The sequence below is a fragment of the Rhodoferax sp. GW822-FHT02D07 genome, from assembly GCF_058802405.1.
Map to the genome: position 1 here is coordinate 492,563 of NZ_JBXAOD010000003.1, position 17,466 is coordinate 510,028.

Below are 17,466 nucleotides of genomic sequence, written 5' to 3' on the forward strand. Positions count from 1 at the left end.
GCAACTTTACCCGCTTCACAAGCGCCCGAACATCTGGAACAACCCTGTGCATAAATTCGGAACAAGCCAATAGTTATCCACAGATTTTTTAAAAGCGTCCAAGTTATCCTCGATGCGGGAACAACTCCGGAGCATGGTCGCCCACATGAGTTGAAGGAATGCAAGTATTTGATTTTAAAAATAAAAAAACACTTGTCCACAAAAGATGGCAATCCTTATCTACTACTACTAATTTGAAATAAAGACTTTAGTTGAATAACAGCAGGCCAAGTTTTCCAACGTAATGCACCAGAGTTCCAGTCTGAAAAAAATGTGTGAACATCTGCAAGATGCAGGGCAGAAGCCGGCAAAAAAGGCTTGGCGATCAAGTAAGATTTGCCAGCTTTTTATTTACCCCCTTCCAAAACCTCTCCATGCCAGCTTCACCCGCAGGGTCTGCCGCCATTTCCAAGCCTGCGAGCTTTGAAATCAAAAGTGCCCAGCTGCCGCTGGTGGCCTTGCTGCTCAAAACCTCGGATTGGGCACTGTTGGCCGAAGAACTCACGGCGCAATTCGGCAGCGGCGGTGAGAGCGCTGATTTTTTTGACCACGATGCCTTGGTCATCGATTTTTCCCAGCTGCCGACCGACACGCCGGTACAGGACATGGTGCCCCTGCTCAAGGTGCTGCGCAGCTGTAATCTGGTGCCTGTTGCCGTGCGGGGTGCCAGCGCGGAGTGGGTGGCTGCAGCCCTGGCTGTAGGCCTGGTGGAAGCACCGGCGGAAATTGTGCGTACCAAGGCGGCAGAGGCCCCCGCCAAAACCCTGGTGCAGGAAGTCGTCAAAGAGGTGGTGCGCGAGGTACCGGGCCCGGCCACCATGGTGGTGGACAAGCCGCTACGCTCGGGCCAGAAGGTCTATGCACGTGGCGGTGATCTTGTGGTGCTGGCCATGGTCAACCAGGGGGCCGAGATTGCGGCTGATGGCAACATCCACGTTTACGCACCGCTGCGCGGCAAGGCCATGGCCGGCGCGCGTGGCAATACCCAGGCACGCATCTTCTCGCTCTGCCTGGAACCCGAGTTGGTGTCCATCGCGGGCGTGTACCGCACCAGTGAAAACGCTTTCCCCAAGGAGGTGCAGGGCAAGGCAGCGCAGGTGCGGCTGAGCAGTGATGGTCAGGAAAAATTGCTCATAGAGCCCCTGAAGGCCTGAGCGCATTTCAATTTTTTATCTGGAAAGAATTTCATCCATGGCAAAAATCGTTGTAGTCACTTCTGGCAAGGGCGGCGTGGGCAAGACCACCACCAGTGCCAGTTTTGCAACCGGTCTGGCCCTGCGTGGCCACAAGACGGCTGTGATTGATTTCGACGTGGGCCTGCGCAACCTGGATCTGATCATGGGCTGCGAACGCCGCGTGGTGTACGACCTGATCAATGTGATCCAGGGTGAGGCCAACCTGAACCAGGCACTCATCAAGGACAAGCAGTGCGAAAACCTCTACGTGCTGGCCGCCTCGCAAACCCGTGACAAGGATGCGCTGACGCAGGACGGCGTGGAAAAGGTGCTGACGGATCTGGCCGCCATGGACTTCGAGTACATCGTCTGCGATTCGCCCGCTGGCATCGAAACCGGTGCGCTCATGGCCATGCACTTTGCCGACGAAGCGCTGGTCGTGACCAACCCCGAAGTGTCTTCGGTGCGCGACTCTGACCGCATCCTGGGCATGCTGTCGAGCAAGACCAAGCGTGCCATGACCAGTGCGGAACCCATCAAGGAACACCTGCTGATCACGCGCTACAACCCCTCGCGCGTGGACCAGGGCCAGATGCTGTCGCTGGAAGACATCCAGGACATCCTGCGTATCAAGCTGATTGGCGTCATTCCAGAAAGCGAATCCGTGCTGCAGGCGTCCAACCAGGGCGTGCCCGCGGTGCACATGCAGGGCAGCGATGTGTCCGAAGCCTACAAGGATGTGATTGCCCGTTTCCTGGGTGAAGACAAACCGCTGCGCTTTACCGAAGCACCCAAGCAAGGTCTGCTCAAGCGCCTGTTCGGAGGCAAGTAAGCCATGGCCTCATTACTGTCCTTTTTCCTCGGTGAGAAGAAGACCACGGCCAGTGTGGCCAAGGAACGCCTGTCCATTCTTCTGGCCCACGAGCGCGCAGGCCGCAGTGCCTCCGAGCCCGACTACCTGCCCGAACTCCAGCGCGAGCTAGTGGCGGTGATCAGCAAGTACGTGAAGATCAATCCGGCTGACATCAAAGTCATCCAGGGTCGCCAGGACAATCTGGAAACCCTGGAAGTCAAGATCGAGTTGCCTGACGCACGTTAAGTCTGTCTGCAATTTGCTACTGTTTCAGTAGCTGCTGGCGCACTATCCATGAGGGCTAGTGCGCTTTTTCTTTTGTAGGTTCAATTTTTCGCCTAGGCGCGTACCAGGCGCAACAGCGTGATTTCCGACGGTGCACCAAAGCGCTTGGGTGGGCCCCAGTAGCCGGTACCCCGGCTGGTGTAGACCCACAGTGCGCCCAGCTTGTGCAGGCCGGCAGTGAATGGTTGCTGAAAGCGCACAAAGTAGCCCCAGGGCCAGAATTGGCCACCGTGGGTATGACCAGAGAGTTGCAGGTCAAAACCTGCCTGTGCTGCTGCCGGTGCACTGCGCGGCTGGTGGGCCAACAAGAGTTTAAAGACGGCATGGTCCGGCGCTTGTGCCAGGGCGGCCTGCGGGTCGCTGCGGTGGCTTTCATCAAAGTAGTGAGCGGTGTAGTCCGCCACACCGGCTACCACGACGGCGGCCGGCTCGGGGTCTTGAGCGTCCTGGCTGTGGTGGATGACCACGTGTTCGTTCATCAGCACGCGGATGCCCAGCTGGCGCAGCGCGTCCACCCAGCCATGGGCACCGCTGTAGTACTCATGGTTGCCGGTGACAAAGAAGGTACCGTGTGTGGATTGCAGTTGTGCCAGCGGCTGTACGTGCCGGCCCAGCTCTTTCACGCTGCCATCGACCAGATCCCCGGTAATGGCCACCATGTGGGCACCCAGGCTGTTCACGCGGTCCACGATGCGCTGCAAGTAGCGGGTCTTGATGGTCGGGCCCACATGCACATCGCTGATCTGGGCCATGGAGAAACCGTGCAAGGCCTCGGGCAGGTTGTGGATGGGTACATCCACCCGTACCACGGCGGCGGTACGGCGTGCATTCCAGAAACCGAGGGCCGTCATCAGCAAGGCAAGCGAAGGCACGGCTTCTGCCGTGCTGCGGCGCACGAGGGCCAAGTCTATTGGCAGGCCCAGGGCTTGCGCCAGCCAGGTGGCCAGCAGCACGCCATCCCGCAGCAGGGTGAGCACCAGCAGGGAAGAAAACAGACCCATGCACAACAGGCCCACCCATACCAAGGCGGTATTCCAGGTGTTGCGTTTGGCGCCGCGCCCCATCAAACCGCGAGGTACCAGCAGTGCCGACGCCAGCAAAACACTGCCCAGTAGCCAAGCTGCATCAGCAGGCAGATCCGGCAACAGGCGCCAGGCAATCAGGCCATGGAAAACAAGGGAAATCAGGAGAACCGGGGCAGCAGCCATGGTGGGTGCCGCGCAAGGTGGGCAGCAGAGTGGAAAGTCTTGCAGATGGAGGGAGATGGGCGAGGTTCAAGGGGGATACTGTTATAAATCGGCCCACACAACCCACGAGGGAGCAGACATGGCACCAACGCAACCCGGCTCAGGCCCATCGGCTGCTGCGCTGATTGACCAGCGCATTGCCGACTTAAATGACTGGCGCGGTGCCACCCTGGCCAGGGTGCGTGCCCTGATCCACGAAGCCTTGCCCGACGTAGTGGAGGAATGGAAGTGGATGGGTACCCCGGTCTGGTCCCAGGACGGCATCCTCTGTACCGGTGAGCATTACAAGGCTTGGGTCAAGCTGACCTTTGCCAAAGGCGCTGCGCTGGATGACCCCAGCCAACTATTCAATTCCAGCCTGGATGGCAATGTGCGGCGTGCTATCGATATACGCGAGGGCGATGTGCTGGATGCCCAGGCCTTCAAGACCCTGGTGCGCGCGGCGGCGGCCCTCAATGCCAACAAAACTAAACGCAAAAAATAGAAGGCACTGTTTCAGGCCCGAGCCAAGGTCAGCTGACTTTTTCCCAAAGCCTCATAGGACCCAAACCGCTGTTCGCTAAAGTCCACACGGTTTTCACGGACCCGCACCACACTGCTGGCCCGCGTGCCGTAATTGGGCGTAGCAATAAACACGGCTGACAGCGCGCGTTCCAGTTCCAGCGGCACGCCTGTCTTGGGTAACTCTGCATCTGTTGCCAACGTGCGTGATTGCAGCAGTGGCCAGAGGTGTTCGTCTTCAGTTTCCCCACGTGCCAATTGCGTTTCCAGCCCGGTGCGCAGCTGCAGCAGCTTGGGCCAGGGGGTGTGGAAGTCGGCATTGGACACGGCGCCCAGGCCAGGTTCCATGGTCACGATGCGGGCGCCACGGCTTTCCAGGCCCAGCAGGGTCTGGCCGTCGAACACCAGCAAGTTGAAGGGGTTGTAAGCGCTGGCTTGTGCTTGCAGGCCCGACAGGAAAGACTTTGCGTTCTGGGTGCTGCGCAAGAAGTTGGCCACCAATTCACCACGTGACGGTGCATCGTTGCGCGCGGAGACGGGGTTGCGGTAGTTGGTGAGTGCCGCAAGCCGCATACCGGTGGGCCCGGGCGCCACGCCCAGCCAGGTGCCGCCGGCCTGCAGGTCGCGCCCGGCGAGGACGGGGGCGTCGGTCCAGTGCTGCAGGGGCGCGGTTGGGCGGGCGTAGAACTCGTCGCGGTTGCCCAGCAAGAGCAGGGGCGTGGCGCTGCCGGGTTGCCAGTTCCAGGCGATCAGGCACATGGGGCGGGCGTCAGGGCGCAGAGGTGACGGAGAGAGCGGTCTTGTCGACCACGCGGCGCAGCACAAAGCTGCTGTGCACGCCGGTGACGCCTTCGATGCGGGTGAGCTTGTTGAGCAACAGGGCCTGGTAATGGTCCATGTCGCGCACGGCGACCTTGATCTGGTAGTCCGCATCCTGCCCGGTGATGAGCAGGCATTCCAGCACCTCGGGCAGGATGGCCACGGTGGCTTCGAAGTTGGCGAAGCGCTCGGGTGTGTGGCGGTCCATGGAGATATGGACAATGGCCATGAGCGAAAGGCCCAGTTTCTTGGCGTCCAGCAGGGCGCGGTAGCCCACGATGAGGCCGGATTCTTCCAGCGCACGCACGCGGCGCAGGCAGGGGGAGGGGGAGAGGCCGATGCGGTCGGCCAGGTCCTGGTTGTTGATGCGGCCGTCGGTCTGCAGAATTTCCAGAATTTGCTGGTCGTAGCGGTCAAGTTTCATGGATATGCCCTGAATTGTCATGAATTGAGCAGAGTATGCCAAAAACAAGGCATTGGTGCGCAATAACGCAATCAGCTGCCGAGGCCGGCGGCCTACACTGGAGTCCTCTGTTATCCACACAGCCCAGCAGCAACAAAGGTTTACCCGCCCCACGCCGTGCAAGCCGCCCCACAAGGGCAGCCCCCGCAACCAACAGCCTCGGACGCACTATGTTCCGGGGCTTTTTGGCTTTGGCCCCTGTGAAATGTGTGCAGGCAGCTATGAAAAGCGTAGCAATGAGAAGTGCGTGCAATCTTGGAAAGACTTGAATTCACGCTGTAGGCACATCTTGGAACAATTACAGCGCGCTGTACGATGTTTAAAAACACAGGGAGCGTGCCAATGGCCATCAACATCAATCAAAAACTTGCTGTCCTCATCGATGCAGACAACGCGCAAGCCGCCTATCTGGATGTGAAAGAGGTCAAGAGCGGGGAGGGTGATGCGGTGCAAACCCACCTGCATGTGCGGCGCAAGGCCAACAATTCTCCAAAGGCTTGAGCGATGTCCTTTCTGAAATTCTTGGACAAACTGCTGTATGGGGAAAAGATACCCAATCCAAACGCAGAACGTGTGAGCTGGCCTCAGTCTATTGACCCCTCTGGGTACTACACCGTTCAAGGGGAAGGGTTTGACCAAGCCTATTCAGCCTGGTTGAACGCCAAACTACTGCCTGAGGATGCTGTTCAATCTCTTGGTTCTCCAGTTTTCATGGCCAACTTGGGTAGCCGGAGTGGGTATGTCCGTGAGTTCTGTCTCAGGGCGTTGATCCAGCTTGATGCAACGGAGGCGCTCAAGCCAGTTTTGCAGAGGTTGAATGACTACGTGTACGGCAATCGTGAGTTGGCGCTCCAACTGAGTCAGAGGTGGCTAGCCGAGCTACCACTTGCTGCCGTGTTCGATGCACTTCCCGAGCTTGATGCGCTTCAAGCCAAAAGTCGCGTGAGTTACGAATCGGTGTATGAGGTGATTGATCGCAGATTGGCTACTGCGGCAGGACGGGAAGCACTCGTGGCAGGCCTTATGCATAAGCACGCCATGGTTCGGCGCGCCTGTTGGACGAGGTGTATCCAAACACTTGCATGGTCTGGTCGTGAACGTATTCAAGCCGCCATGGGGTGTGGAGACCCGGCAATTGCCAGTCGCGTCGAGCGAGATATTTTCGACTTACCGGATGCTGAGTTGGTCGAGTGGTTCCCCAAGCTACACCAGGTTAGCGCCATGCCGTTACGGCGTGGACTGCTCGTTGCCTTGAAACGCAAGGGATTGATGGATGTACAAGTGTTGGTCGGCGTAGCAATTTGGGATAACTCAATCTCTATTCGCTGGTTGGGGCAACATTGGGCGAGGGATGTGCCAGAGAGACTGCTGAATGACTATGTGGAAGTCCTCAGTGCAGAGGGTAGTTCTCGTCGGCGGCGTTATGCACTGGAAGGTCTTGCGCAGCTTAAAAAACAGGAAGGGCTTTCGGCTTGCCTGGGTGCCTTGCGCGATGCAAATCCTGGGATTCGCAGAACTGCGCTGGTGGCTGCCAATGCTATTGATACGGCAAACCAATCTACCCGTATCGCAGAAGCCATGCTGGACTCGGATTTGCTCGTGGTACGGGGGGCATTTATGCAGCTGGTTGAATTGGGCGTCCCTTTACCGACAGACGCACTCAATGCGGCTACGAGCATGCGGCGAGAGGAGCTTGCATTTTTTGAGTTGATATTGAACTGTGCGCGCCGAATGCCTTTGTGGCAAAGCTTGCATCTTGCTACCTTCACTTCGGCGGCTGTTCCTGCTCTGCAGCATCAGTTGACTCTTCCCATTACGTACTTTCTCCAGAGCCTCCGCGTGGCCGAAGTCTACGTAGCGCCCACCAAACAGCAATGGAGGGCCATTAGCGCCTGGACGCCCATAAGCAGATTGGAGCCCAACACTGAGTTGGGATCCGTGATGGATATCTACGCTAGGCGCATGGAGGCTCGATGATCCCTGCGATGTTTCCGTTTCTGAGACGGTGGTTCTTCCCGCGCCAAGCATTCATTTCCCGCAATGGGCCCGCAAGAGCCAAGAAAGAGCCGGCGCACCAGTGGACCTTATTACTTGGGCAAGAGGCTTTGGGTGAGTTGAATTTTGTAGGCTACGAAATGCCGTGGGTCACGGCCGACTTCACGGAAGCAGAAGGGTTTGCGCGCTTCAAGCCCTACTTTGAATGGAGCAAACAAGTAGATGCTCATGAGGATGATGACAATTGGGAGTCGGAGATTTCCGATGGCGTCAAGGCTGTGATCGATGAAGTTCACACAAACGGTGGATTTCTGCTTCGCGATCACGCAGATGGCAAGCAAGAACAAGCGACACTTAACTTCGCAGACGACTATTCTTGGGTGACATTTCGTTAATCGAAAACCCATTAGCTCTTGTGGTCTGTGCGCAGGCAGCTATGAAAATCGTAGCAAAAAGGGCCCCGAAGGGCCCTGCTGTAGTGCCGTGAAGCCGGCTTATTTGCCCAGGCCTTCGGCCTGCATGGCGGCCTGCACCGCCGGGCGGGCGCCCACGCGGGCCCGGTACTCGCCCAAGTGGGTTAAGCCGGCAATGTCCAGCCCGGTGAGGCGCGCCCAGTTGGTGACGGTGAAGAGGTAGCCGTCGGCCACGGTGAATGTGTCACCCAACAGGTAGTTCTTGCCAGCCAGTTGCTCGTTCACCCAAGTGAGGCGGGAGAGCAGGCGTTCGCGGAAGGTGGTCTTGACCTCGTCGGGCGTGCTGGGCACAAAGAGGGGCGAAAAGTTCTTATGCAGCTCGGTGCCGATGAAGGTGAGCCATTCCTGCAGCTTGTAACGCTCGTAGGTGCCGTTGGCGGGGGCGAGTTGTTTGGCGGGCACCTGGTCGGCGATGTACTGCACGATGGCCGGGCCTTCGTGCAGGGTGCGGCCGTCGTCCAGCACCAGGAAGGGCACGTAGCCCAGCGGGTTGATGGTGTAGTAGTCGGTGCCGTCGGGAGTCTTGTGGGTCTTGGTCGGCGTGAGGATGCCTTCAAAGGCCAGGCCGGCTTCGTGCAGGGCAATGTGCGGCGACAGCGAACAGGCGCCGGGAGAATAGTAGAGCTTCATGGTCATCCTCTTTGGGGTGGGGTGCGCCTGCGGTGGCAGGCACGGGCCGCCATGCTAACCGCGGGCCGATGCCTGAGTGCTGCGCAGGATCATCTGCGCCGCTTTCTCCGCAATCATGATGGTGGGGGCGTTGGTGTTGCCCGTCACCAGGTCCGGCATGATGGACGCGTCCACGACACGTAGCCTCTGCAGGCCGTGCACGCGCAACTCGGCGTCCACCACCGCCAGCGGGTCGCTGGCCGGGCCCATCTTGCAGGTTCCGATAGGGTGGTACTCGGTGTCGGAGTGCACGCGCAGGAATTGCTCGATCTGCGTGCGGTTGTCGCGCTCCAGGGGGTAAAGCATCTTGCCGCGGTGCGCCTGCAGGGCGGGGGCCTGCATGATGTCAAAGCCCATCTGTGTACCGCGTACCATGGTTTCCAGATCGTCCGGGTCCTTGAAGTAGGCGGGATCGATGCGTGGCGCGTCGGTGGGCTTGGCGCTGGTAAGCGTGAGGCTGCCGCGGCTCTTGGGGCGCATCAGCGTCACGTGGAGGGTGTAGCCGTGGCCCAGGTGTGTCTTGCGCGTGTGGTCGTCCACGATGCCAGTGCAGAAGGCGAGCTGAATATCGGGCGCTTCCATGTCGGGCTGGGTTTTGAGGAAGCCTTGCGACTCGGCCACATTGGTAGTGACCCAGCCAGTGCGCTTGCTGCGCCATTCAAAGACGGACTTGATCATGGTGAGCGCGCCCTTGAGCGAAAAGCCCAGGGTGGTGTCCTGGGCCGCCGTGCGGTAGATGAGCACCGTGGTCACATGGTCCTGCAGGTTCTGGCCCACGCCGGGCAGTACATGGCGCACCGGGATGCCCAGTTCGCGCAGATGCTCAGCCGGGCCCACGCCCGAGAGCATGAGGATCTGCGGCGAGCCAAAGGCACCGCTGCTGAGCACCACCTCGCGCCGCGCGCGCACTTCTTGCAACTGGCCCTTGTGCAGGTACTGCACCCCCGTGGCGTGCTGGTGGCCATTCGTGCCCTCCAGCAGTACCTTGCAGGTATGGGCCTGGGTGATGACGGTGAGGTTGGGACGGCTGCGGTGCGGGGTGATGTAGGCCTTGGCGGCGCTCCAGCGTTCACCGTCTTTTTGCGTGACTTGTGCCGGGGCGCAGCCCCATTGCTGGGCGCCGTTGTAGTCGGGCGTACGCGGCAGACCCTGGCTTTCGCAGGCGTCCAGAAACGCGGTGTTGAGCGGGCTGGGGCTGCGCAGATACGTCACATTGAGCGGGCCGCCGGTGCCGCGGTATTCATTGGCGCCAAAGCACTGGTTGTGTTCGGCCTGCTTGAACAGGGGTAGCACCTCGGCATAGCTCCAGCCCGGGTTGCCCTGGGCAGCCCAGCGGTCGTAGTCGGCCGGGTTGCCGCGGGTGTAGACCATGGCGTTGAGCGAGCTGCTGCCGCCCAGTACCTTGCCGCGCGGCGCAAAGCCGCGCCGCCCGCCCAAGCCGGGTTGGGGCACGCTCTCGTAGTTCCAGTTGAAGATGCCCAGCGGCGCGGTGGCGGCAAAGCCCAGCGGCGCGTGGATGAAGGCGCTGGTGTCGGGGCCGCCGGCTTCGAGCAGGCAGACGGTAAGGGATGGGTCTTCGCTGAGTCGGCTGGCCACCACGCAACCGGCAGAGCCGCCGCCAACGACGATGTAATCAAATTCTTGTGAGGACATACAAAGCAAGGTGTGAGAAAAGCCCACGTGGGGGTGGACTTCATTCCGCGAATTGCGGCCAATGTGGTTGAACCCACAACTTTGGGGGACGTTAACCGCCGTTGGAGCGCTAAACTGTTAAAAAACGAACAATCGAGGGTAATCACCGGGGAGAAATGGATGCGCTACTCAAAAACCGAATTGCTGCGCGCGATGTCGCTCAATCCCTGGTTCGGCAGCCTCCCGCTGGCTGAACGCAAGGCGATGCTGGCTGTGGCCACCCTGCAGGCCCTGCAGCCCGGCGACATGGTCTACCACAAGGGCGATCACTCCGGCGGTTTCTACGGCGTGCTACAGGGCATGCTGCGCGTATCCACCCTGGGTGAGGACGGGCGCGAGGGCATTCTGGCCATGCTGGAGCCGGGCAACTGGTTTGGCGAGACCATGATGCTCGACGGCCACCAGCGCCCCCATGACGTGACCGCGCTGGAAATGTCGGTGCTGTTGGTGATTTCGGCCGCCGACTTCAAGCGCCTGATGCAGCGCAACGGTTTTGCCCACGGCATTACCGCACTGCTGTGCACCCGGGTGCGCAATCTGTTTGCCTTGGTGGAAGACACCATGCTGCGCTCCATCCGCACCCGCGTGGCGCGGCGGCTGATTTCGCTCTCGCATGGCGACACCACCATGGCGCCGCAGGCGCGTGCCAAGGTGCAGGTCTCGCACGAGGAGCTGGCCATGATGCTGGGCGTGACGCGCCAGACCCTGGCCAAGGAGCTCAAGTACTTTGTACGCAACGGCGTGCTGGGCCTGGGCTATGGCCGCATCGACATCCTGGAGCCCGACGCCTTGTTGCGCGAGGCTGGCCTGGCCTGAGCGGGCGCGCTAGTTGAGCAGGGCCTGGCGGAATTCGCTGGGGCTCTGCCCGGTGTGTTCGCGGAACACGCGGCTGAAGTGCGAGGGATTGTTGAAACCCCAATGCATGGCAATCTCGGTGATGGGCCGTGCGCTGGCGCCTACCTGCCGCAGCTCGCGCAGGCAGGCATCGAGCCGCAGCTGCTGGATGTAGCTGGCCAGGGTCAGGGCTTCGTCGGCAAAGGCGTTGTAGAGGTGGCGCTTGCTGCAGTGGAGGGCAGTGGCAATCTGGTCTGCCGACAGCTCGGGGTTGCGCAGGTGCATGGCCACATGGTGGCGGATGCGGTCCTTCAGTGCCTCGCGTTGCGTGAGGGGCGTTTGCTGGCCTGCCAGTTCGACCAGCGAGAGCCGCACCAGCTGTGTGATCAGTTCGCCAGCGCCCCGGGCTGCGTCAGCACTCATGTGGGGCAGCTCTTCGAAGGTGCTGCGCATCGTGCTCAGTGCCACGCGCGCAATGCCGGTGGCACCGCCAGAGCCACCGATGGGCCTTGCCATCAGCGCATCCAGCCGCAGGCCCTGGTCTGACAATTCGGCCTTGGGTACCATCACGATGAGATGTTCCACCCGCTCGGGGTTGGCGATCATGTAGTCCGCCGTGGTGTCGTAAACCGTCCAGGCGCCCGGGCCGATCCAAGCTTGGCGACCCGCTTGTTCGACCCCAGCGCGCCCACGCAGTGGTGCGACGATCTTCAGGTAGGCCTCTTCGCTGGTACGTGCCATGTCCCGGGTGCGAATCACGCGGTGGCGGTTGGCGTCCAGTCGGGTCAGGATCAGGTGACCGGCAAGGCCGGTGCGCAGGTGGCCATCAAACTCGGTGTCGCCGTACAGGTCGGAGCGCAAACCACCGAACTGCTTCCAAACCCACTCGCACCACACCGGCGCGCGCTCGCGGGGCGCCACATCGTCGGTGCTGAGGACCTGGGTTGTCTGCGGACGGGAGGGGCCGGTGGGGTGGGTGGCCTGCATGGTGAATGCATTATGGGCGGCGTGTTGCGGCTGTGGCGCACCGCCTTCTCAAGGGTTATCCCTAGGCTGTGTGCGCGTTTATGCCAGTGGCTTGTGCACGGGCAGCAAAGCCGGCTCGCCCGCGTGTCCCTAGGATGGAGGTTTCCTACAGAAGCCGCTTTGCGAAGGAGAACCCTATGTCCGATTTGTCCATGCTGATCAATGGCCTCAACGTCACCGCCGAGAAGGGTGCCACCTTTGAGCGTCGTAACCCGCTCGATGGAAGCGTCGCCACGCGCGCGCCTGCCGCCTCGGTGGCCGACGCGGTGAAAGCGGCCGATGCCGCTGCGCAGGCCTTCAAGACCTGGAGCCAGACCGGCCCCGGTGAGCGCCGTGCGCTGCTGCTCAAGGCCGCCGACGCGTTGGAGGCTAAAACGCCCCAATTCATCGAAGCTGTGGGCGCCGAAACCGGCGGCACCGGCATGTGGGCCGGTTTCAACGTGCACCTGGCCGCAGGCATGATTCGCGAGGCGGCGTCGCTGACCACGCAGATCAGCGGCGAGGTGATTCCGTCTGACGTGCCCGGCAGCCTGGCCATGGGTGTGCGCCAGCCGGTCGGTGTGGTGCTGGGCATTGCGCCGTGGAATGCGCCCATCATTCTGGGTGTGCGCGCCATTGCCACGCCGCTGGCATGCGGCAACACGGTGATCTTCAAGGGCAGCGAGAACTGCCCGCGCACCCACCAGCTCATCGTCGAGGCCTTTGCCGACGCGGGCTTTCCGGCCGGTGTGGTGAACTACATCACCAATGCGCCGGCCGATGCGGGTGCCGTGGTAGAGGCCGTCGTGGCGCACCCGGCGGTGCGTCGTGTCAACTTCACGGGCTCCACCAAGGTGGGCAAGATCATTGCGATGACCTGCGCCAAGTACCTCAAGCCCGTGGTGCTGGAGCTGGGTGGCAAGGCACCCATGGTGATCCTGGACGACGCGGTGATCGAGGACGCCGTGAATGGCGCGGCCTTTGGCTGTTTCGCCAACAGCGGGCAGATTTGCATGTCCACCGAGCGCATCGTCGTAGACCAGAAGATTGCCGATGCGTTTGTGAAGCAGTTTGCCGCCAAGGCCGCCGCGCTGCCCGTGGGCGACCCGCGCAAGCCCGACCCGGTGGTGCTGGGTTCGGTGATTGGCATGAACACGGTGGAGCATTGCAATGCGCTGATAGACGATGCGCTGGCCAAGGGCGCCAAGCTGCTGTGTGGCGGCAAGGCGCAGAACACACTGATGGCCGCTACCGTGCTGGACCACGTGACGTCTGCGATGCGCATCTACCACGAGGAAACCTTTGGCCCGGTGAAATGCGTGGTGCGCGTGAACGGGGTGGACGAGGCTGTGGCCTGCGCCAATGACAACGAGTACGGGCTGTCGTCGGCCGTGTTTGGTGCCGACATCGCGCGGGCCTTCAATGTGGCGCGCCGCATCGACTCTGGCATCTGCCACGTGAACGGCCCCACGGTGCACGACGAGGCGCAAATGCCGTTTGGCGGTGTGAAGGGCAGCGGCATGGGCCGTTTTGGTGGCAAGGCCGGTGTGGCTGAGTTCACCGAGCTGCGCTGGATCACGCTGCAGACCACACCGCGCCACTACCCGTTCTGAGTGCGGCGCGGCGGCGTGTCAGTTTGCTATATAAATAGCAGCTGCTCGCGCAATGTCTATGGGGGCTAGAGCCCTATTTGGTACTTAGTTGTTGGCCAAGCGGGGTGCTGCCCACAGCACCTGGTCCACCACAGCTTGCACACCCTGACGCTGACGCGCGTCGGTGAGCTGGCCTTGTTCGTCAAACGCTTTGCCTGCTGAGCCCAGCGCAAACTGTTTGGGTGCAAGCCAGCAGTGCAGGGCGAGCAACATGGGCTGCAAATGGCTGAGTGAGCGCAAACCTCCGAGTGCGCCGGGCGAGGCACTGAGTAGCCCCACCACTTTGCCGCCAAACGGCTTTTCACCGTCTGCCCAGACCGGGTGGCCTTTGACGGGGCTGCTGGCCCAATCCAGCGTGTTCTTGAGCAGGCCGGTGTAGCTGCCGTTGTACTCGGGCGAGACGATGATCCAGGCCGGGTGCGCGTCCATGACTTCCTTGAGGCGGATCACATCGGGCGGCGTGCCGCTGGCTTCCAGGTCGGCGTTGTAAAGCGGGATGTTGAAGTCGCTCAGTTCCAGGTGCGTGACCTCGGCGCCAGCCTCGCGCGCCATGGCGGCGGCCACATGGGCGAGGCGGCGGTTGAAGGAGTGTTGGCGGGTGCTGCCGGCGAAGATCAGAAGTTTGGTCATGGGTTGTATTGTCGCCGCGGGTTATTGTTTTTGTTCTTTGCCCGCAGCAGGGATGGGGCGCACGTTTTGCTCCGTGTCCCCCGCCCGCTGCGCGGGCTCCTCCTTTACCTGCGCAAAACGCACGCCCCATCCCTGCCGCTCGATGTGTTGTATGCCGACGGTCGTGCGCAAACATGGTGCAAGATCCAGTGGGGTGGGTGCTCTGCAAAGTGAGGTAAAGGAGGAGGCCCCTCACGGGCCGGGGGACACGAACGGCGCAGGACATCCCGTCCGCTGAATCCCGAGGTAACGGAACCGAGCAATGACCGAATGCCCATAAGGTGCCAAAAAATCAGGCACCCGGTAAAATCGCTGCCTTCCCCCTCATTTGGCGCACATCCCCTGTCTCTATCGGTGCGCCCGAACAGACCACCATGCTCTACCCACAAGAATTCGATGTCATCGTCGTTGGCGGCGGCCATGCCGGCACCGAGGCCGCGCTCGCTGCCGCCCGCATGGGCTGCAAGACGCTGCTGCTCACCCACAACATCGAGACTCTGGGCCAGATGAGCTGCAACCCCAGCATCGGCGGCATCGGTAAGGGCCACTTGGTGAAAGAGGTGGACGCGCTGGGCGGCGCCATGGCCTTGGCCACGGACGAATCGGGCATCCAGTTCCGCATTCTCAATAGCAGCAAGGGTCCGGCCGTGCGTGCCACGCGTGCCCAGGCTGACCGCGTGCTCTACAAGGCCGCCATCCGCCGCATGCTGGAAAACCAGCAGAACCTCTCCCTGTTCCAGCAGGCCGTGGACGACCTGATGGTGGAGGGCGACCGCGTGGTGGGCGCCGTCACCCAGGTGGGCATCCGCTTCCGCGCCAAGACCGTGGTGCTGACGGCGGGGACTTTCCTGGACGGCAAGATCCACGTGGGGCTGAACAACTACGCCGCTGGCCGGGCAGGGGACCCACCGGCCCAATCGCTGTCCGCGCGACTGAAAGAATTGAAGCTGCCCCAAGGACGTTTGAAGACCGGCACGCCGCCACGCATCGACGGCCGAAGTATCGACTTTTCCAAGTGCGTCGAGCAGCCCGGTGACGGCGTGCCCGGTGGAATGAGCGACGTGATGCCGGTGGCCAGCTTCATGGGCAACACCGCCATGCACCCGCAGCAGGTGCCCTGCTGGATCACCCATACCAACGAGCGCACGCACGAGATCATCCGCTCTGGCTTTGACCGCAGCCCCATGTTCACCGGCAAGATCGAAGGCGTGGGCCCGCGTTACTGCCCGAGCGTGGAAGACAAGATCAACCGATTTGCGGACAAGGACAGCCACCAGATTTTTCTGGAACCCGAAGGCCTGACCACGCACGAGTACTACCCCAACGGCATCAGCACCAGCCTGCCGTTTGATGTGCAGTACGACCTGGTGCGCAGCATGGCCGGTCTGGAGAACGCGCACATCCTGCGTCCGGGCTACGCTATCGAGTACGACTACTTCGACCCGCGTTCCCTCAAGAGCAGCTTCGAGACGCGCCAGATCGGCGGCCTGTTCTTTGCCGGCCAGATCAACGGCACCACGGGTTACGAAGAAGCGGCGGCCCAAGGCCTGTTCGCCGGTATCAACGCCGCGCTGCAGGTGCGCGCTTTGGGTGGCGGCGATGTAGCGTTGAGCGCTGCCGGTTCCACCAGCTACACCGGTGACAGCTGGTTGCCCGGCCGCGATCAGGCCTACCTGGGCGTGCTGGTGGACGACCTAATCACCAAGGGCGTGACCGAGCCCTATCGCATGTTCACCAGCCGGGCCGAGTTTCGGCTGCAGCTGCGCGAGGACAACGCCGACGCCCGTCTGACCGAAGTGGGCCGCCAGCTAGGCCTGGTGGACAACGCGCGCTGGGATGCCTTCTGCCGCAAGCGTGACGCTGTTTCACGTGAAACAGAACGCCTCAAAGCCATCTGGGTGAATCCGCGCAATCTGGCCGCCGAAGAATCCGAGCGCGTGTTGGGCAAGGCCATCGAGCACGAATACCACCTGGCCGATTTGCTGCGCCGGCCCAACATCAGCTACGCCGCACTCATGTCGCTGGACCATGGCAAGTACGCCAATGCTGACTTGGCTGCCGACGTTCCACGTGAAACAGCGGAGGCAGCTTTTGTGGCGGCCGTGGTGGAGCAGGTGGAGATTGCCGCCAAATACTCCGGCTACATCGACCGCCAGAAGGACGAAGTGGAGCGTGCCGCCCACTACGAGAACCTGCGCCTGCCGGCTGAGCTGGACTACATGCAGGTCAGTGCCCTGAGCATCGAGGCGCGTCAGCGCCTGAACAAGTACCGGCCCGAAACCCTGGGCCAGGCTTCGCGCCTGTCCGGCATCACCCCGGCCACCATCTCGCTGCTGCTCATCCACCTGAAAAAAGGCAACTTCCGCGGTTTTGCCGAAAAAGTCGCGGCGTAAACTAGCCCGCTTGATAACAAGGGGAGGGCGGGCATGCCGCGTGCGATTGTGCTGGTGTTGACGCTGGTCGGGATTCTGGTCATCCCTCTGGTGCTCAAGAAGTGCGCTGCACCCAAGGCTCCGCCTGTGGTAGTGGCGCCGTCCGGCGCCCCGCTTGCGCCGCCCGCCAGTGCGCCCGAGCCTGCCGCGGGCAACAAGCCCATCGGCTACGGTATGACCTTCGGTCTGGCCAAGCTCGAAGACAACGATCCCAAGGATGTAGCCAGCCTGGAATGCGATGCGGGCGACTCCACGCTGGACCGTCCCTACAAGGGTGGTTGCAACCCCACGGTGGGGGACACCAGCTGCCGCATCGTGCTGCCCCTGCTGTGCATCAGGAAGGGCGACATTCCCCGCCCCGGCGGCCTGAGCGGCCACGGCTGGACGCGCGGCGAACTCGCCGCGACCCAGGCGGTGATGGGCGCCACCATCGATTCCGAAATGAAAGCCAATGTGATGTGCGAGCGCGAGCTGGGCCCGGGCTGGCGCATGGCAACCTTTGCTGATGGCGGCAACTATGTGGACGACCAGAACTATGACCACGAAGCGCGTGGCGATGTCTGGGGTTTGCAGGGCCGCTTGGGCGCAGGCATCGGTGGCCATGGCCGCTACTGGGTGAACTCGCCCGGCCAATCGGCCAACTGCTGGAACTGAATGTGATGC

At 61.6% G+C, this 17,466-nt stretch carries 18 protein-coding genes; 11 read left to right on the forward strand and 7 right to left on the reverse strand.

What is annotated here, in order from left to right; translation table 11 throughout:
• The first annotated feature begins 413 nt into the window (after positions 1 to 413).
• From minC to minE, 3 genes are read left to right on the forward strand one after another with little or no spacing between them, the layout of a single operon-like run.
• Complete coding sequence (gene minC, locus AC1RNN_RS10490) at positions 414 to 1,193, forward strand: septum site-determining protein MinC (protein ID WP_493088802.1); 780 nt, start codon at positions 414 to 416, stop codon at positions 1,191 to 1,193.
• A gap of 37 nt (positions 1,194 to 1,230) precedes the next feature.
• Positions 1,231 to 2,046 carry a septum site-determining protein MinD gene (gene minD, locus AC1RNN_RS10495; RefSeq protein WP_493088804.1) on the forward strand — a complete coding sequence of 272 codons (816 nt, stop codon included), beginning with the start codon at positions 1,231 to 1,233 and terminating at the stop codon, positions 2,044 to 2,046.
• Positions 2,047 to 2,049: 3 nt separating this feature from the next.
• Positions 2,050 to 2,313, forward strand: coding sequence for a cell division topological specificity factor MinE (gene minE / locus AC1RNN_RS10500; protein WP_479595895.1), 264 nt, complete (start codon positions 2,050 to 2,052; stop codon positions 2,311 to 2,313).
• Between the two features lie 92 nt (positions 2,314 to 2,405).
• Here the strand turns inward: minE and AC1RNN_RS10505 are convergent, their stop codons facing one another.
• Positions 2,406 to 3,560: a metallophosphoesterase gene (locus AC1RNN_RS10505; protein ID WP_493088805.1), complete on the reverse strand. Its 1,155-nt coding sequence runs from the start codon at positions 3,558 to 3,560 to the stop codon at positions 2,406 to 2,408.
• Positions 3,561 to 3,678: 118 nt separating this feature from the next.
• Between AC1RNN_RS10505 and AC1RNN_RS10510 the strand changes: the two genes are divergently transcribed.
• A complete protein-coding gene (locus AC1RNN_RS10510; RefSeq protein ID WP_493088807.1) occupies positions 3,679 to 4,083 on the forward strand; it encodes a DUF1801 domain-containing protein in 405 nt (134 codons plus the stop codon).
• Positions 4,084 to 4,094: 11 nt separating this feature from the next.
• Here the strand turns inward: AC1RNN_RS10510 and AC1RNN_RS10515 are convergent, their stop codons facing one another.
• Entirely contained in the window at positions 4,095 to 4,859 is a 765-nt protein-coding gene (locus AC1RNN_RS10515) for an NRDE family protein (protein ID WP_493088808.1), read from the reverse strand.
• A gap of 10 nt (positions 4,860 to 4,869) precedes the next feature.
• A complete protein-coding gene (locus tag AC1RNN_RS10520; protein ID WP_493088810.1) occupies positions 4,870 to 5,343 on the reverse strand; it encodes an Lrp/AsnC family transcriptional regulator in 474 nt (157 codons plus the stop codon).
• Positions 5,344 to 5,724: 381 nt separating this feature from the next.
• Here AC1RNN_RS10520 and AC1RNN_RS10525 point away from each other — a divergent pair, with 381 nt between their 5' ends.
• The 3 genes from AC1RNN_RS10525 to AC1RNN_RS10535 are packed head-to-tail and all read left to right on the forward strand — an operon-like array spanning position 5,725 to position 7,772.
• Positions 5,725 to 5,883, forward strand: coding sequence for a hypothetical protein (locus AC1RNN_RS10525; protein WP_493088812.1), 159 nt, complete (start codon positions 5,725 to 5,727; stop codon positions 5,881 to 5,883).
• A gap of 3 nt (positions 5,884 to 5,886) precedes the next feature.
• Entirely contained in the window at positions 5,887 to 7,359 is a 1,473-nt protein-coding gene (locus tag AC1RNN_RS10530; RefSeq protein WP_493088813.1) for a HEAT repeat domain-containing protein, read from the forward strand.
• Positions 7,356 to 7,772 (forward strand): hypothetical protein, encoded by a 417-nt coding sequence (locus AC1RNN_RS10535; RefSeq protein WP_493088815.1) that lies wholly within the window; start codon positions 7,356 to 7,358, stop codon positions 7,770 to 7,772. The genes AC1RNN_RS10530 and AC1RNN_RS10535 overlap by 4 nt, the downstream gene beginning before the upstream one ends.
• Before the next feature lie 99 nt (positions 7,773 to 7,871).
• On the opposite strand, the gene gstA is transcribed toward AC1RNN_RS10535, so the two are convergent.
• Positions 7,872 to 8,480 carry a glutathione transferase GstA gene (gene gstA, locus AC1RNN_RS10540; RefSeq protein ID WP_493088817.1) on the reverse strand — a complete coding sequence of 203 codons (609 nt, stop codon included), beginning with the start codon at positions 8,478 to 8,480 and terminating at the stop codon, positions 7,872 to 7,874.
• 54 nt (positions 8,481 to 8,534) lie between these two features.
• Positions 8,535 to 10,172, reverse strand: coding sequence for a GMC family oxidoreductase (locus tag AC1RNN_RS10545; protein WP_493088818.1), 1,638 nt, complete (start codon positions 10,170 to 10,172; stop codon positions 8,535 to 8,537).
• A 159-nt stretch (positions 10,173 to 10,331) separates the two neighbouring features.
• On the opposite strand from AC1RNN_RS10545, the gene AC1RNN_RS10550 reads away from it, so the two are divergent.
• Positions 10,332 to 11,027, forward strand: a complete 696-nt coding sequence (locus tag AC1RNN_RS10550; RefSeq protein WP_493088820.1) for a Crp/Fnr family transcriptional regulator — start codon at positions 10,332 to 10,334, stop codon at positions 11,025 to 11,027.
• A 9-nt stretch (positions 11,028 to 11,036) separates the two neighbouring features.
• Here the strand turns inward: AC1RNN_RS10550 and AC1RNN_RS10555 are convergent, their stop codons facing one another.
• On the reverse strand, positions 11,037 to 12,032 hold the full coding sequence (locus tag AC1RNN_RS10555) for a helix-turn-helix domain-containing protein (RefSeq protein ID WP_493088821.1): 996 nt from the start codon (positions 12,030 to 12,032) through the stop codon (positions 11,037 to 11,039).
• Between the two features lie 176 nt (positions 12,033 to 12,208).
• Here AC1RNN_RS10555 and AC1RNN_RS10560 point away from each other — a divergent pair, with 176 nt between their 5' ends.
• Positions 12,209 to 13,663, forward strand: coding sequence for an aldehyde dehydrogenase (locus AC1RNN_RS10560; RefSeq protein ID WP_493088822.1), 1,455 nt, complete (start codon positions 12,209 to 12,211; stop codon positions 13,661 to 13,663).
• An 84-nt stretch (positions 13,664 to 13,747) separates the two neighbouring features.
• On the opposite strand, the gene AC1RNN_RS10565 is transcribed toward AC1RNN_RS10560, so the two are convergent.
• Positions 13,748 to 14,332, reverse strand: a complete 585-nt coding sequence (locus AC1RNN_RS10565) for an NADPH-dependent FMN reductase (RefSeq protein WP_493088824.1) — start codon at positions 14,330 to 14,332, stop codon at positions 13,748 to 13,750.
• A 413-nt stretch (positions 14,333 to 14,745) separates the two neighbouring features.
• Between AC1RNN_RS10565 and mnmG the strand changes: the two genes are divergently transcribed.
• Together mnmG and AC1RNN_RS10575 are read left to right on the forward strand one after the other, a co-directional pair.
• A complete protein-coding gene (mnmG, locus tag AC1RNN_RS10570) occupies positions 14,746 to 16,764 on the forward strand; it encodes a tRNA uridine-5-carboxymethylaminomethyl(34) synthesis enzyme MnmG (protein ID WP_493088826.1) in 2,019 nt (672 codons plus the stop codon).
• Positions 16,765 to 16,797: 33 nt separating this feature from the next.
• Positions 16,798 to 17,457 carry a hypothetical protein gene (locus AC1RNN_RS10575; protein WP_493088828.1) on the forward strand — a complete coding sequence of 220 codons (660 nt, stop codon included), beginning with the start codon at positions 16,798 to 16,800 and terminating at the stop codon, positions 17,455 to 17,457.
• Positions 17,458 to 17,466 lie beyond the last annotated feature (9 nt).